Annotated in this window: 14 protein-coding genes; 12 read left to right on the top strand and 2 right to left on the bottom strand. The window is 65.4% G+C overall.

Going from position 1 to position 14341, the window contains the following annotated elements; all coding sequences use genetic code 11:
* The first annotated feature begins 58 nt into the window (after nucleotides 1–58).
* The 4 genes from AABA84_RS22690 (at nucleotide 59) to AABA84_RS22675 (ending at nucleotide 3713) form a co-directional block, all read left to right on the top strand.
* Complete coding sequence (locus tag AABA84_RS22690; RefSeq protein ID WP_212246305.1) at nucleotides 59–922, top strand: branched-chain amino acid ABC transporter permease; 864 nt, start codon at nucleotides 59–61, stop codon at nucleotides 920–922.
* Between the two features lies 1 nt (nucleotide 923).
* Nucleotides 924–1892, top strand: a complete 969-nt coding sequence (locus AABA84_RS22685; RefSeq protein WP_338313187.1) for a branched-chain amino acid ABC transporter permease — start codon at nucleotides 924–926, stop codon at nucleotides 1890–1892.
* A gap of 157 nt (nucleotides 1893–2049) precedes the next feature.
* Nucleotides 2050–2694 (top strand): DUF47 domain-containing protein, encoded by a 645-nt coding sequence (locus tag AABA84_RS22680; protein WP_014495845.1) that lies wholly within the window; start codon nucleotides 2050–2052, stop codon nucleotides 2692–2694.
* An 11-nt stretch (nucleotides 2695–2705) separates the two neighbouring features.
* The gene (locus AABA84_RS22675) at nucleotides 2706–3713 is read left to right on the top strand and encodes an inorganic phosphate transporter (RefSeq protein WP_338313186.1); all 1008 of its coding nucleotides are present in this window, start codon (nucleotides 2706–2708) and stop codon (nucleotides 3711–3713) included.
* Here AABA84_RS22675 and sugE read toward each other — a convergent pair.
* Complete coding sequence (sugE, locus tag AABA84_RS22670; RefSeq protein ID WP_212246301.1) at nucleotides 3706–4020, bottom strand: quaternary ammonium compound efflux SMR transporter SugE; 315 nt, start codon at nucleotides 4018–4020, stop codon at nucleotides 3706–3708. The two genes, AABA84_RS22675 and sugE, sit on opposite strands and share 8 nt — an antisense overlap.
* A 175-nt stretch (nucleotides 4021–4195) precedes the next feature.
* On the opposite strand from sugE, the gene AABA84_RS22665 reads away from it, so the two are divergent.
* The 8 genes from AABA84_RS22665 to AABA84_RS22630 all read left to right on the top strand — a co-directional run bounded on the left by AABA84_RS22665 (nucleotide 4196) and on the right by AABA84_RS22630 (nucleotide 12906).
* Nucleotides 4196–5818 carry a peptide chain release factor 3 gene (locus AABA84_RS22665; protein WP_212246299.1) on the top strand — a complete coding sequence of 541 codons (1623 nt, stop codon included), beginning with the start codon at nucleotides 4196–4198 and terminating at the stop codon, nucleotides 5816–5818.
* 95 nt (nucleotides 5819–5913) lie between these two features.
* Complete coding sequence (locus AABA84_RS22660) at nucleotides 5914–6492, top strand: hypothetical protein (RefSeq protein WP_212246297.1); 579 nt, start codon at nucleotides 5914–5916, stop codon at nucleotides 6490–6492.
* A gap of 69 nt (nucleotides 6493–6561) precedes the next feature.
* Nucleotides 6562–7146, top strand: coding sequence for an NnrU family protein (locus AABA84_RS22655; protein ID WP_028145059.1), 585 nt, complete (start codon nucleotides 6562–6564; stop codon nucleotides 7144–7146).
* Nucleotides 7147–7218: 72 nt separating this feature from the next.
* Nucleotides 7219–8811, top strand: coding sequence for a class I adenylate-forming enzyme family protein (locus tag AABA84_RS22650; RefSeq protein WP_338313184.1), 1593 nt, complete (start codon nucleotides 7219–7221; stop codon nucleotides 8809–8811).
* A 167-nt stretch (nucleotides 8812–8978) separates the two neighbouring features.
* Nucleotides 8979–9632: a tetratricopeptide repeat protein gene (locus tag AABA84_RS22645; RefSeq protein WP_338313182.1), complete on the top strand. Its 654-nt coding sequence runs from the start codon at nucleotides 8979–8981 to the stop codon at nucleotides 9630–9632.
* A 48-nt stretch (nucleotides 9633–9680) separates the two neighbouring features.
* Nucleotides 9681–10220: a hypothetical protein gene (locus AABA84_RS22640; protein WP_338306959.1), complete on the top strand. Its 540-nt coding sequence runs from the start codon at nucleotides 9681–9683 to the stop codon at nucleotides 10218–10220.
* A 50-nt stretch (nucleotides 10221–10270) separates the two neighbouring features.
* A complete protein-coding gene (der, locus tag AABA84_RS22635; protein WP_338313181.1) occupies nucleotides 10271–11653 on the top strand; it encodes a ribosome biogenesis GTPase Der in 1383 nt (460 codons plus the stop codon).
* Complete coding sequence (locus AABA84_RS22630; protein WP_338313180.1) at nucleotides 11650–12906, top strand: TCR/Tet family MFS transporter; 1257 nt, start codon at nucleotides 11650–11652, stop codon at nucleotides 12904–12906. Before der ends, AABA84_RS22630 begins: the two co-directional genes overlap by 4 nt.
* Nucleotides 12907–13085: 179 nt before the next feature.
* Here AABA84_RS22630 and AABA84_RS22625 read toward each other — a convergent pair whose 3' ends face one another.
* Entirely contained in the window at nucleotides 13086–14312 is a 1227-nt protein-coding gene (locus tag AABA84_RS22625) for an ABC transporter substrate-binding protein (protein WP_212246291.1), read from the bottom strand.
* Nucleotides 14313–14341: the final 29 nt, after the last annotated feature.

Genomic DNA, 14341 nt, shown 5'->3' with positions numbered 1-14341 from the left:
GCCGCGCCCCTCGGCGCAGCAGAGTGAAATGGCACGAGACCGGGTACGAGATTGATCGATGCAGGCTCTTTACGCTCAGCTACTGGTGGGACTGATCAACGGCTCGTTCTACGCGCTGCTCAGTCTCGGGCTTGCCGTGATCTTCGGCATGCTCAACATCATCAATTTCGCCCATGGCGCGCTCTACATGATGGGCGCCTTCGTCGCCTATTTCCTGTTGAGCCTCGGCGGCATCAACTACTGGTGGGCGCTGCTGATCGCACCCGTGATCGTCGGCATCTTCGGCATGATCCTGGAAAGGACCATGCTGCAATGGCTGACGGGGCTCGACCATCTCTACGGTCTGCTTCTCACCTTCGGCATCGCGCTGATCGTGCAGGGCTTGTTCCAGAACTATTTCGGCTCCTCCGGGCTGCCTTACGCCATTCCGGACCAGCTCAGGGGCGGCATGAATCTGGGCTTCATGTTCTTGCCGATCTATCGCGGCTGGGTGGTCGTGTTCTCGCTGGTCGTGTGCCTGGCGACCTGGTTCCTGATCGAGAAGACCCAGCTCGGCGCTTACCTGCGCGCCGCCACCGAAAATCCGACGCTGGTGCGCGCCTTCGGCATCAACGTGCCGCGCATGATCACGCTGACCTATGGTCTCGGCGTCGGTCTTGCCGCGCTCGCGGGCGTGCTCTCGGCGCCGATCAACCAGGTGCGGCCGCTGATGGGCGCCGACCTCATCATCGTCGTGTTCGCGGTGGTCGTGATCGGCGGCATGGGATCGATCATGGGCTCCATCATCACCGGCTTCGCGCTGGGCGTGATCGAGGGGCTGACCAAGTATTTCTACCCCGAGGCCTCCAACACCGTCGTGTTCGTGCTGATGGTGCTGGTGCTCCTGGTGAAGCCAACGGGATTGACGGGAAGGGCGGCCTGATATGACAACCCTGACGGACGACACGCTGCCGGTGACCCCTCGCGCGATGCGCGACGAGATGATCGCTTTCGTAGTGATGGCGCTGCTGCTGGCATCAGTGCCATTCACCGGCGTCTACCCGTTCTTCGTGATGCAGGCGCTGTGCTTTGCGCTGCTCGCCTGCGCTTTCAATCTGCTGATCGGCTATGGCGGCCTGCTGTCGTTCGGCCACGCCATGTTCCTGGGGACCGCCGGCTATTGCTGCGCGCATGCGCTGAAAGTGTGGGCGCTGCCGCCCGAGCTCGGCATCCTCGTCGGCATCGCCGCGGCTTTCGTGCTCTCGCTCATCACCGGCTATATCTCGATCCGCCGCCAGGGCATCTATTTTTCGATGATCACGCTGGCGCTGTCGCAGCTGCTGTACTTCATCTACCTCCAGGCCCCGTTCACCCACGGCGAGGACGGCATCCAGGGCATCCCGCAGGGACACATGTTCGGCGTGTTCGATCTTTCCAAGCCGACGGTGCTCTATTACGTCGTGCTGGTCGGGTTCCTCGCCGGCTTCCTGCTGATCTTCCGTGTCATCAACTCGCCATTCGGCGAGGTGCTGAAGGCGATCCGGGAGAATGAGCCGCGGGCGATTTCGCTCGGCTACCGGACCGACCAGTACAAGTTCCTGGCCTTCGTGCTGTCGGGAACTCTGGCCGGTTTTGCCGGTGCGCTGAAGGTGTTCGTGGCGCAGAACGCCTCGCTCACCGACGTCCATTGGTCGATGTCGGGCGAGGTCGTGCTGATGACGCTGGTTGGCGGCCTCGGAACCATCTTCGGCCCCGTGGTCGGTGCCTTCGCAATCATCGCCATGCAGCAATATCTCGCCGGCTTCGGCCAGTGGGTGACGGTGATCCAGGGCTCGATCTTCGTGGTCTGCGTGCTTACCTTCCGCCGCGGCGTCATCGGCGAAATCGCGCATTACTTCCGGCGATCGCTCTAACTAACTGATTCAAAAACGATTTCCCGGCCGCTTGAAAGCGGTGGATGATCCGGCTCCGCGCGCGCGAGATGACACGCGCGCGGATCGAAAATGGTCTATGACAGTTTCATGACGGCCCTGACGGGGCCGGGCCATTTCCAACCGGTAACCTACCCCCATGATGCGATGGTTTCGTGCTTTCCTGCCCAAGGAAGAACGGTTCTTTGACCTGTTCGACCGGCATGCCCAGACGGTGATCCAGGGCTCCATCGCGCTCCAGGGCATGCTGAACGGGGGCGAGGAGACGCCGGTCTATTGCCAGCGCGTCAACCAGTTCGAGAACGACGCCGACAACATCACCCGCGAGGTGCTGACGGCGGTGCGCCGCACCTTTATCACCCCGTTCGACCGCGGCGACATCAAGAACCTGATCACGTCGATGGACGACGCCATCGACCAGATGCAGCAGACGGCCAAGGCGGTGATGCTGTTCGAGGTCCGCACCTTCGAGCCGCCGATGCGCGAGATCGGCGGGCTTCTGATCGAATGCGCCAATCTGGTCGGCCGCGCGCTGCCGCTGATGCAATCGATCGGCCCGAACGTCGCCATGCTGACCGCGATCACGGAAGAGCTGGGGAAGCTGGAAGGCCGGGTCGACGATCTCCACGACATCGGGCTGAAGGAACTGTTCCTCAAGCATCGCGATGGCAGCGCGATGGACTTCATCGTCGGCGTCGAGATCTACGACCACCTCGAGAAGGTGGCGGATCGCTTCGACGACGTTGCGAACGAGATCAACAGCATCGTCATCGAGCAAGTTTAGGGCAGGCCGCTGTGGATGCCGCGTTGGGTCTTCCCGTCCTGGTCGGCTTGATCGCCGTCGCGCTGCTGTTCGATTTCCTGAACGGCCTGCACGACGCCGCCAATTCGATCGCGACCATCGTCTCGACCCGCGTGCTGCGGCCGCAATTCGCCGTGATCTGGGCCGCGTTCTTCAATTTCGTCGCCTTCATGGTGTTCGGCCTGCACGTCGCCCAGACCATCGGCACCGGCATCATCGATCCCTCGATCGTCGACGCCCAGGTGATCTTCGCGGCCCTGGTCGGCGCCATCGTCTGGAACCTCGTGACCTGGGCGCTCGGCATCCCGTCCTCGTCCTCGCATGCGCTGATCGGCGGGCTCGTCGGCGGCGGCATGGCCAAGGCCGGGATCTCGGCTGCGGTGTGGAGCGGATTGACCAAGACGGTGCTGGCGATCGTGCTGTCGCCGCTGATCGGCTTCCTGCTCGCGATGATGCTGGTGGCGATCGTGTCCTGGGCCTCGGTGCGCTCGACGCCTTTCGCGGTCGATCGCGCCTTCCGTATTCTGCAATTCGCCTCCGCCTCGCTCTATTCGCTCGGCCATGGCGGTAACGACGCGCAGAAGACCATGGGCATCATCGCGGTGCTGCTGTATTCGCAGGGCCATCTCGGCAGCGACTTCTCGGTGCCGTTCTGGGTGGTGCTATCGTGCCAGGCGGCGATGGCGATGGGCACGCTGATGGGCGGCTGGCGCATCGTCCGCACCATGGGCCTGCGCATCACCAAATTGACCCCGATGCAGGGCTTCTGCGCCGAGACCGGCGGGGCCGCGACTTTGTTCATGGCGACCTATCTCGGGGTTCCCGTCTCCACCACGCACACCATCACCGGCGCCATCGTCGGCGTCGGTGCCGCCCGCCGCGTCTCGGCGGTGCGCTGGAACGTTGCCAGCTCGATCGTCTACGCCTGGGTGATCACGATCCCGGCCTCGGCCGTCGTGGCGGCGCTGACCTGGTGGGCGGTCGAGATCTTCGTCAGGTAACGAGCTTCAGCCCGACGATGCCGGCAACGATCAGCCCGATGCTGGCAAGACGGAGGGCCGTGGCCGGCTCGCCGAACAGGATGATGCCCAGTGTTGCGGTGCCGACCGCGCCGATGCCGGTCCAGACAGCATAGGCGGTTCCAACGGGCAGGGACTTGAGCGCGAGCCCGAGCAGGATGACGCTGCCGGCCATGGCCGCGAGCGTGACGACGGACGGAACAGGCCTGGTGAAGCCCTCGGTGTATTTCAGGCCGATCGCCCAAATGATCTCGAGAAGGCCCGCGACGAACAGGATGCTCCAGGCCATGACGACCCTCCATTCAAGGCAGGGTCGTCCCCGCGGCTGACGTGCTGATGGGCTGGGGAGGCCGTCCTCCCCCCAAGGCCAGTATGGCCAAGGCCGATATGGGGCTGGCCGGGGGGCTCCGCAATCACCAAATGAGGCTTGATCAGGCCCGTTTTCCCTGCCACACGCTCCCGCCATGTCCGACATCGCCACCACCACAGCCGAATCGCCGGCCCGTTCCCCGCTTGCCGCCGAAGTGGCGCGGCGGCGCACGTTTGCGATCATCTCCCATCCCGACGCCGGCAAGACCACGCTGACCGAAAAGCTGCTGCTGTTCGGCGGCGCCATCAATCTCGCCGGCCAGGTCAAGGCCAAGGGCGAGCGGCGCAACACGCGGTCGGACTGGATGAAGATCGAGCGCGAGCGCGGCATCTCGGTCGTGACCTCGGTGATGACCTTCGAGTTCGAGGGCCTCGTGTTCAACCTCCTGGACACGCCGGGCCACGAGGACTTTTCGGAAGACACCTATCGCACGCTCACGGCGGTCGATTCCGCCGTGATGGTGATCGACGCCGCCAAGGGCATCGAGGCGCGCACCCGAAAGCTGTTCGAGGTGTGCCGTCTTCGGGATATCCCGATCATCACCTTCATCAACAAGATGGACCGCGAGAGCCGCGACGTGTTCGAGCTGCTCGACGAGATCGAGAAGACGCTGGCGCTCGACACCACGCCGATGACCTGGCCGGTCGGACGCGGCCGCGACTTCCTCGGCACCTACGACGTCGTCAATGGCGGCGTGCGCCTGCTCGAAGGCGGCGGTGCCAAGACCGGCGCGGCGCAGCAGATCGCGATCGAGGACCTGGCGAAGCTCAACGCCAATCTCGACGTCTCCGCGGTCAAGGACGAGCTCGAACTCGTCACCGAGGCCTCCAAGCCGTTCGAGCTCGATGCGTTCCGCGAGGGCCATCTGACGCCGGTCTATTTCGGCAGCGCGCTGCGCAATTTCGGCGTCGGCGACCTCTTGGAAGGCCTCGGCAAGTTCGCGCCCGAGCCGCGCGCGCAGGACAGCGACCAGCGCAAGGTCGAGGCCACCGATCCGCGCATGAGCGCCTTCGTGTTCAAGATCCAGGCCAATATGGATCCGAACCACCGCGACCGCATCGCGTTCGCGCGCCTCTGCTCGGGCAAGCTCAGCCGCGGCATGAAGGCCAAGCTGGTGCGCACCGGCAAGAGCATGCCGCTGTCGAGCCCGCAATTCTTCTTCGCGCAGGACCGCTCGGTCGCGGACGAAGCCTTCGCCGGCGACGTCGTCGGCATTCCCAATCACGGCACGCTGCGCATCGGCGACACGCTGACCGAGGGCGAGGATTTCAACTTCGTCGGCGTGCCAAGCTTCGCGCCGGAAATCGTTCGCCGCGTCCGTCTTACCGACGCGATGAAGGCGAAGAAGCTGAAGGAAGCGCTGCAGCAGATGTCGGAAGAGGGCGTGGTGCAGGTATTCCGTCCGCGCGACGGTGCTCCAGCGCTGGTCGGCGTGGTCGGCGCGCTGCAGCTCGACGTGCTGAAGGCGCGGCTGGAGGCGGAGTATTCGCTGCCGGTCGAATTCGAGGTCAGCGAATTCCAGCTCGCGCGCTGGGTCTCCTCGGAGGACCGCAAGAAGCTCGACACCTTCATCGCCGCCAACACCTCCAGCATCGCCGACGATGTCGACGGCGATCCCGTGTATCTGGCGCGGAACGAGTTCTATCTCGGCTACACCAAGGAGCGTGCCGAGGGCATCGAGTTCACCAACGTCAAGGACGTCAAGAAGAAGGGGTAGGGGCGCCTGCCGCTCGTACGCGAGCATGTGAGCGCGCGCACTTGACGCGCTCATGGACAACGCCACTTTTACTCGTGATCTTGCGAGTTCATCCCATGTGGCGCGGCATTCTCGTCTTCATCCTGCTGGCGATCTCGACGACCACCGCCGACGCGCGCCCCCGCCAGATCAATCCGATCCCGTTCGCGCACGAGCCCTGCAGCGTGCTCGACGGCCGCCCCTGCACGCCGTCCTATTGCAGCCCGCTCGAGCCCGGTCCCTGCATTCCCGAGATCGACTATCCCTACGGCCAGAATCTCCAGCTCACCATCCAGAGCGTCCCATCAGAGGCCGATCGCGCCAAATATCAAAAGCCCGATCACGATCTCGACACGATCGGCGACCTCTTCGCCGAGTTGCGCAGCTGCTGGTCGCCGCCATCGGACAATGCGCGCGCGGGCATGCAGATGTCGGTGCGTTTCAGCTTCAACAGGGCCGGAGGCCTGATCGGCCCGCCGCGCCTCACATTCGCGACCGCCGGCGTCCCCGCCGACACCCGCACGACCTATCTGAAGGCGATCAACGCATCGCTGAATGCCTGCCTGCCGCTGAAATTCACTGGCGGGCTCGCCGGCGCCCTGGCCGGGCGGCCGATCGCGATCCGGTATGTCGACAATCGGCAGGTCGCTCAGTAGCGCGCGAGTTGCGGCCTGCGGTCAATCGATGATACGCCATTGGCGGGGGCTGCTTGAGGGGAGGATGTCGTGGGTCTGCTGGTCATGATCCTGGGGCTTGCGCTGTTTTTTGCGACCCATGTGTTCACCACCAAACGTGAGGCGCGCGCGCAGGCAATCGCAAGGCTGGGCGAGGGGACCTACAAGATCCTCTATGCCGTGGTCTCGCTCGCGGGGCTCGCGTTGATCATCTGGGGCTTTGCCCATTACCGCAGCTCCGGCTGGATCGACGTCTGGTATCCGCCGAAGGCGATGAAGCACATCACGCTCGCGCTGATGCTGCCCGCGGTCATCCTGGTGGTTGCCTCTTATCTGCGCGGCCGCATCTACGCGACGCTGAAGCATCCGATGCTGGCCGGCATCAAGCTGTGGGCGGCGGCGCATCTGCTCGCCAACGGCGATCTCGGCTCCATCATCCTGTTCGGCTCGTTCCTGGGCTGGGCGGTATACGACCGCATTTCGCTCAAGCATCGCACCGATAGCGGTGGCCCGCCGATCCCGGTGGGCGGCGTCAGCAATGATCTGATTGCAATCGTCGTCGGCGTCGTCGCCTATCTCGCGCTGGCCTTCGCGTTCCATCCGGTCGTGATCGGTGTTCCCGTGATCGGGGTCTAGCCGGTCAGCACAAGACGAAACCCGATGTCCATGCGCGGAAGGCAATAAGAGCAACAAGCCGAGGGCCCTTCGATGGACTGGTCGCAATCTCAGATCCCGCCGATGCGGTTCGAGGCGCGCTTTGGCGATCGGGTGGTGCCGGCCTTTTGCGACCGGCCGGCGAGCGTGTGGGAGATGATCGCGCAAGCCCGCGCCCGCAATGCCGATGGCGAGGCGCTGATCGCAGGCAATGTCCGGCTGAGCTGGCGGCAGGCCGCGGAGCAGGCTGCGCGGATCGCCGCGGGCTTCCGCAAGCTTGGCCTGCAGCGCGGCGACCGCGTCGCGATCCTGCTCGGCAACCGCATCGCATTTCCGCTGCTGCTGTTTGCCGCCGCGCATGAGGGGCTGGTCACGGTGCTGCTCAGCACGCGCCAGCAGAAGCAGGAGATCGCCTATGTCCTCGCCGATTGCGGCGCCAGGATCCTGATCCACGAAGCCGGGCTCGCAGAGCGGCTGCCCGATGCGCAGGAGGTGCCCGATGTGATCCACCGCATCGCCGTCGACGACGATCCGGCTCGCTCGCACTTCGCCGCGCTCGCCGACAACCCGCCGGCGCCAGCGCCGGTCGAGGTGAGCGAAGAGGACACCGCGATGATCCTCTACACCTCGGGCACCACAGGCAAGCCGAAGGGCGCGATGCTGGCCCATTGCAACATCGTCCATTCCTCGATGGTGTTCGTGTCCTGCCTGCAATTGACGCAAGCGGATCGATCGATCGCGGCCGTGCCGCTCGGCCATGTCACCGGCGTCGTCGCCAACATCACGACGATGATCCGCAGCAGTGGGGCGCTGATCATCATGCCTGAGTTCAAGGCGGCCGATTATCTCAAGCTCGCCGCGCGCGAGCGCGTCACCTACACGGTGATGGTGCCGGCGATGTACAATCTCTGCCTGCTGCAGCCCGATTTCGACAGCTACGATCTGTCGAGCTGGCGCATCGGCGGCTTCGGCGGCGCGCCGATGCCGGTCGCGACCATCGAGAAGCTCAAGGCGACGATTCCCGGACTGAAGCTGATGAACTGCTACGGTTCGACCGAGACGACGTCGCCCTCGACGATCATGCCGGGCGAGCTGACCGAGAGCCATATCGACAGCGTCGGCCTGCCGTGTCCCGGCGCGCGCATCGTGGCGATGGATCCGGACGGGCGCGAGCTGCCCCACGGCGAGATCGGCGAGCTCTGGATCCAGAGCGCCTCCGTCATCAAGGGCTATTGGAACAACCCGAAGGCGACCGCCGAAAGCTTCACCAGCGGATTCTGGCACTCCGGCGATCTCGGCTCGGTCGATGCGGACGGGTTCGTTCGCGTGTTCGACCGGCAGAAGGACATGATCAATCGCGGCGGGCTGAAGATCTATTCGGCCGAGGTCGAATCCGTGCTGGCCGGCCATCCCGCGGTGATCGAGAGCGCGATCATCGCCAAGGCCTGCCCGGTGCTGGGCGAGCGCGTCCACGCCGTGGTGGTGACACGCAGCCCGGTCGCCGACAGCGACTTACGGGCTTGGTGTGCGGAGCGTCTGTCCGATTACAAGGTTCCCGAGACAATGGCGATCACACCAGACCCGCTGCCGCGCAACGCCAACGGCAAGGTGCTGAAGCGGCAGCTCCGGGAGCTCCTGGGCGCTTGAGCCGGGCAGGCGCCATCCGGGCTCTCCCGGGTGGTTAACGCCTTGATCGGGCTCGCTTTGCCTTGCCAGCGCCATATCGTTAGGGTACCCCGCCGCCACGTGGGGGACGGGATTCCTGACGCGAACGCTTCCGCGCGCGTACCCGGATGGGCATGGGATTAGCATAAGTGTCTGAATTATTTGACGAAGTCGACGAGGAAGTACGTCGCGAACAGCTCAAGAAGCTGTGGGATAGATATTCGATCTACTTCATCGCCCTGATGGTGCTGGTTGTGGCCGGCGTCGGCGGCTGGCGCGGGTATCAATATCTGGAGGCCAGGAAGGCCGCCGAGGCCGGCGCCGCCTTCGAGAAGGCCGCCGAGCTGTCCGACCAGGACAAGCATGCCGAGGCCGAGGCCGCCTTCACCGAGCTCGCCGCCAAGGCGCCTTCGGGTTATCGCACCCTGGCGCGGCTGCGTGCCGCGGCCGAGGCCGCGCCCCGCGACGCCAAGGCTGCTGCCAAGATGTATGACGACATCGCTGCCGACCGCAGCGTCGGTGGTGAGTGGCAGGATCTGTCCAAGATCCGCGCCGCCGGCCTGCTGCTCGACAGCGCGTCCTATGCCGACATGCAGCAGCGGCTGGAGCCTTCCGCAGCGCCCAAATCGACCTTCCGCCACAGTGCCCGCGAGATGCTGGCGCTGTCGGCCTGGCGCAACAACGACATGACCGCGGCCCGCAAATGGCTCGACGCGATTAGCGACGACGGCGAAACGCCGCCCGGCCTGCGCTCGCGCGCCGAGGCGCTCCAGGCCCTGCTTCCGCCCGTCGCCAAGAGCTGAGCAAAAAGAGCTGACGACGGGCCCTCTGACGTAAACGAGACACACAAGATGCGCCGTACGCCACGCTTGATCGCAGCCGCCGTCCTGATCGCCTTCACGGGTGTCCTGGGCGGCTGCTCCAGCTTCGATCCAAGCGACATGCTCGACTTCCTCGACACCAAGAAGAAGCTGCCGGGCGACCGCAAGCCGGTCTTCCCGGAGGGCGTGCCGGGCCTCGAGCAGGGCGTCCCGAAGGACATGTACAAGGGCGCGCAGCAACAGCAGCCCGATCCGAACGCACCTGCCGTCGCGGCTTTGCCCGCCGAGCCGCCGCCTGAGGCCAAGCCGGCGAAGGGAGCCAAGGCGAAGCACACAAGGCAGCCGGCCGCCGCAGCCGTCGCGCCCGCCGGCGAAGTCGACGGCGAGGCCCAGCCGGAGGCGGCGCCGGCCACGGCCGCTGCGCCGCCCAAGCACAAGATCGTCCGCAAGCGCACCACCGCACCGCCGCCGGATCAGCCGGTCCAGCAGGCGCAACCGACCCAGACCACGCAGCAGCAGACGCAGGGCGGCTTCCCGGCGCCGCTGCCGAGCGGCAGCTTCTCGCGCTAATAATTCCACCTGCATTGACAGGCGCAGCCCCGGCAGCGCACGAATGACCGATGTCCTTCACGATTGCCATTATCGGCCGGCCCAATGTCGGCAAATCGACGCTGTTCAACCGCCTGGTCGGACAGAAGCTCGCGCTCGTCGACGACCTGCCGGGCGTCACCCGCGACCGCCGCGAGGGTGAGGCGAGGCTCGGCGACCTCGAGTTCACCATCATCGATACCGCCGGTCTCGACGAGGGCGCCAAGGGCTCGCTGACCGCGCGCATGCAGGAGCAGACCGAGACCGCGATCGCGCAAGCCGACGCGCTGTTCTTCGTCATCGATGCCCGCGTCGGCCTCACGCCCACCGACCGCGCCTTCGCCGATTTCGCCCGCAAGGCCAACAAGCCCGTGCTGCTGGTTGCCAACAAGAGCGAGGGCAAGCACGGCGATGCCGGCGCGATGGAAGCCTTCGCGCTCGGCCTTGGCGATCCCATCCAGATCTCGGCCGAGCATGGCGAGGGCATGGGCGAGCTCTACGATGAGCTCGCCAAGCTGATGCCGGAGCCCGTCGACGACGACGAGACCGAGGACGACGAGCCGCTCACCGAGGAAGAGGCCGCGACGCGCCCGATCCGGGTCGCCATCGTCGGCCGGCCCAATGCCGGCAAGTCGACGCTGATCAACCATCTGCTCGGCGAGGAACGCCTGCTGACGAGCCCGGAGGCCGGCACCACGCGCGACTCCATCGCGGTCGAGATCAACTGGAAGGGCCGCGAGTTTCGCGTGTTCGACACAGCAGGTCTCCGCCGGCGCTCCCGCATCGAGGAGAAGCTGGAAAAGCTCTCGGTCGCCGACGCCCTGCGCGCGGTCCGTTTTGCCGAAGTCGTCGTGATGATGATGGATTCGCAGAACCGCTTCGAGGAGCAGGATTTGCGCATCGCCGATCTGATCGAGCGCGAGGGCCGCGCGGTCGTGCTCGCCGTCAACAAATGGGACCTGATGGAGAGCAAGGGGGGCGGCGCCATCTCCGGCCTGCGCCGCGATGCCGACCATTGGCTGCCGCAGATCAAGGGCGTGCCGATCGTCGCGGTCTCGGGCCTGATGGGCGAGGGCATCGATCGGCTGATGCAGGCAATCCAGGACGCCTACGCGCTCTGGAACCGGCGCGTGTCGACTTCGGCATTGAACCGCTGGTTCGAGCAGGCAGTTCAGGCCAATCCGCCGCCCGCCGTGTCCGGCCGACGGCTCAAGCTCAATTACATCACGCAGACCAAGGCGCGCCCGCCGAGCTTCGTGCTGTTCTGCTCACGCGCTGACGCGGTGCCGCAGTCCTATCTGCGCTACCTCATCAATTCCCTGCGCGAGACTTTCGAACTGCCGGGCACGCCGGTGCGCATTACTCTCCGTGAAAAGGCCAATCCCTTCGCCCACAAGCGCAAGCGCCCGTCGTGAGTGACGGCGCCGGCGAGGCGACGGCGCAAGGCGCTGTGCCGGCGAGGCGCGGCGCGGTCGCCTTCATCTTCGTCACCATCCTCTTGGACATGCTCGCGCTCGGCGTGATCATGCCGATCCTGCCGAAGCTGATCGAGGGCTTCGTCGACAACGACACCGCGCATGCGGCCCGCATCTTCGGCCTGTTCGGCACCGCCTGGGCGCTGATGCAGTTCGTGTTCTCGCCGTTGCTCGGCGCGCTGTCGGACCGTTTCGGGCGGCGGCCGGTGGTGTTGCTGTCGAATTTCGGCCTTGCCGCCGACTACGTGCTGATGGCGCTGGCGCCGTCCCTGGTGTGGTTGTTCGTCGGCCGCGTCATCTCCGGCATCACCTCGGCCAGCATCTCGACGGCCTTCGCCTATATCGCCGACATCACGCCGCCGGATCGGCGCGCGGCGGTCTTCGGCCGGATTGGAGCGGCGTTCGGCGCCGGCTTCATCCTGGGGCCGGCGCTGGGCGGCCTGCTCGGCGATATCGATCCACGCCTGCCGTTCTGGGCGTCGGCGGCCCTCAGCTTCGCCAATGCGCTCTATGGGCTATTCGTCCTGCCGGAATCGCTCGCGCCCGACAAGCGCGCGCCGTTCCACTGGAGGAGCGCCAATCCGGTCAGTGCGCTCCGTCTGCTGCGCTCCAATGCGGTGCTTGCCGCGTTGTCCGTCGTCAATTTCATCGCGCAGGTCGCGCATGTCGTGCTGCCCTCGACCTTCGTGCTCTATGCGACCTATCGCTACGGCTGGGATTCCAAGACCGTGGGACTGACGCTCGCGATGGTCGGCATCTGCGCCATGGTGGTGCAGGGGCTCGCGATCGGCCCGATCGTGCGCGTGCTCGGCGAGCGGAACGCGCTGTTGCTGGGCCTGTGTTGTGGCGCGCTCGGCTTCGTGGTCCTGGGCGCTGCGCCGACCGGGCCGCTGTCCTGGATCGGCATTCCCATTCTGGCGCTGTGGGGCATCTCGGGTGCCGCCTCGCAAGCGCTGATGACGCGGCTGGTCGCGCCCGATCAGCAGGGCCAGCTCCAGGGCGCGACCGCGAGCGTGCAGAGCGTGTCGCAGCTCGTCGGCCCGTTCCTGTTCACGCTGACCTTTTCCTATTTCATCAGCGCCGGCGCGCCGCTGCATCTGCCCGGCGCACCGTTCCTGCTCGCGGCTGTGCTGATGGTGGTCTGCGTAGCGATCGCGGTGCGGACGCTGGGTGGGGCGAAGACAGGATCGTAGTCTCGTAGGGTGGGGAAAGGCGCACAAGCGCCGTGCCCACCATCTCTCCGCGACTTCGAAGGGTGGTGGGCACGCTTCGCTTTGCCCATCCCACGACAGCGATTTCCATGGCCTCAAACGTGAATGCCCGGGACAAGCCCGGGCATGACGTCGGTGATGCTGTGCGCGACGCTACGCGGTCACTTCTTCACCAGCGGACAATCGCTGTCCTTGAGCGGCTTGGCCGCATCTTCCGCCGAGATCGTGGCGATCTGCTTGTAATAGTCCCACGGTCCCTTCGACTCCTCGGGCTTCTTCACCTCGAACAGGTAAGCCGGGATGAGGCGGCGGCCGTCCTGGCGCAGCGGGCCGTTGCCGAACAGCGGATCGTCGGTCGGCAGCTCCTTCATCTTGGCGACGACCTTGGCGCCGTCATGCGGATTGCCGCCGAGCGCATCCATTGCCTTGAGATAATGCAGCACCATCGCGTAGTTGCCGGCCTGCGTCATCGACGGCATCGCGTTCTTGTTGGCCAGCGCCGAGAAACGCTTGGACCATTCGCGGGTCTTGTCGTTCAGGTCCCAGTAGAACGATTCGGTGAAGGTCAGGCCCTGGGCGGTCTTCAGGCCCAGCGAATGCACGTCGTTGATGAACAGCAGCAATGCCGCGAGCTTCTGGCCGGCGGAGACGATGCCGAATTCGGCAGCCTGCTTGATCGAGTTCGTGGTGTCGCCGCCGGCATTGGCAAGGCCCACAACCTTGGACTTGGAGGATTGCGCCTGCAGCAGGAAGGACGAGAAGTCCGCGGTATTGATCGGATGCTTGACGCTGCCGAGCACCTTGCCGCCGTTGGCGGTCACGACCGCCGTGGTGTCGCGTTCGAGCGCGTGGCCGAAGGCGTAATCCGCGGTCAGGAAGAACCAGCTGTCGCCGCCGGCCTTGGTCAGCGCCTTGCCGGTGCCGTTGGCCAGCATGTAGGTGTCATAGGTGTAGGAGATCGTGTTCGGCGTGCAGGCCTTGCCGGTGAGGTCGGCGGAGGCGGCGCCGGAATTCAGCAGCACCGCATTCTTTTCCTTGACGAGGTTGCTGACCGCCAGGGCGACACCGGAGTTCGGCGTATCGGCGATCGCGTCGACCTTCTCGTTGTCGATCCACTGCCGGGCGATGTTGACGCCGACGTCGGGCTTGTTCTGGTGATCGCCGCTGATGACGTCGATTTTCCAGCCCTTCTTGAGCAGGCCGGAATCCTCGACCGCCATCTTGATCGCAACCACGGAATTGGGGCCGCCGATGTCGGCATAGAGGCTCGACATGTCGTTGAGCACGCCGATCTTGACGGTCTTGTCCTGCGCGTAGGCGGATGTTGCAAAACCGAAGGCGGCACAGGCCAGAAGGGCCGCGGAGCGGCGCGCGAACGTCGTCGTCATAAACGTTTCCTCCATTGTCAAATATGCGG

The sequence above is a fragment of the Bradyrhizobium sp. TM239 genome, from assembly GCF_036247985.1.
Lineage (GTDB): Bacteria > Pseudomonadota > Alphaproteobacteria > Rhizobiales > Xanthobacteraceae > Bradyrhizobium > Bradyrhizobium ottawaense.
This window is presented reverse-complemented; position numbering and strand designations above follow the sequence as displayed.

Bases quoted from the DNA above. Each gene is read 5' to 3' on its own strand.
- sugE (WP_212246301.1), bottom strand. From the start codon at position 4,020: ATGGCCTGGAGCATCCTGTTCGTCGCGGGCCTTCTCGAGATCATTTGG.
- AABA84_RS22690 (WP_212246305.1), top strand. From the start codon at position 59: ATGCAGGCTCTTTACGCTCAGCTACTGGTGGGACTGATCAACGGCTCG.
- AABA84_RS22660 (WP_212246297.1), top strand. From the start codon at position 5,914: ATGTGGCGCGGCATTCTCGTCTTCATCCTGCTGGCGATCTCGACGACC.
- AABA84_RS22640 (WP_338306959.1), top strand. From the start codon at position 9,681: ATGCGCCGTACGCCACGCTTGATCGCAGCCGCCGTCCTGATCGCCTTC.
- der (WP_338313181.1), top strand. From the start codon at position 10,271: ATGTCCTTCACGATTGCCATTATCGGCCGGCCCAATGTCGGCAAATCG.
- AABA84_RS22680 (WP_014495845.1), top strand. From the start codon at position 2,050: ATGATGCGATGGTTTCGTGCTTTCCTGCCCAAGGAAGAACGGTTCTTT.
- AABA84_RS22650 (WP_338313184.1), top strand. From the start codon at position 7,219: ATGGACTGGTCGCAATCTCAGATCCCGCCGATGCGGTTCGAGGCGCGC.
- AABA84_RS22625 (WP_212246291.1), bottom strand. From the start codon at position 14,312: ATGACGACGACGTTCGCGCGCCGCTCCGCGGCCCTTCTGGCCTGTGCC.
- AABA84_RS22665 (WP_212246299.1), top strand. From the start codon at position 4,196: ATGTCCGACATCGCCACCACCACAGCCGAATCGCCGGCCCGTTCCCCG.
- AABA84_RS22685 (WP_338313187.1), top strand. From the start codon at position 924: ATGACAACCCTGACGGACGACACGCTGCCGGTGACCCCTCGCGCGATG.